Genomic DNA, 317 nt, shown 5'->3' with positions numbered 1-317 from the left:
GCGCTAGTGCTTGCTGATGTAGACGCTACCGCACTTGTTGATGCTGAGGTAGAGGCTACCGCACTTGTTGACGCTGAAGTAGAGGCTACCGCACTTGTTGATGCTGAAGTAGAGGCTACCGCACTTGTTGATGCTGATGTAGATGCTACGGCACTTGTTGACGCTGAAGTAGAGGCTACCGCACTTGTTGATGCTGAGGTAGACGCTACAGCGCTTGTGCTTGCTGATGTAGAGGCTACTGCACTTGTTGATGCTGAGGTAGACGCTACGGCACTTGTTGACGCTGAAGTAGACGCTACCGCACTTGTTGACGCTGA

General features: G+C 52.4%; 1 pseudogene. It reads left to right on the top strand.

Annotated features, from left to right (window positions below):
• Positions 1-317, top strand: a pseudogene (locus KV696_RS09700) (adhesive domain-containing protein); the annotation flags it as partial.

The organism is Streptococcus humanilactis (genome assembly GCF_019448275.1).
Taxonomy (GTDB): domain Bacteria; phylum Bacillota; class Bacilli; order Lactobacillales; family Streptococcaceae; genus Streptococcus; species Streptococcus humanilactis.
This window is presented reverse-complemented; position numbering and strand designations above follow the sequence as displayed.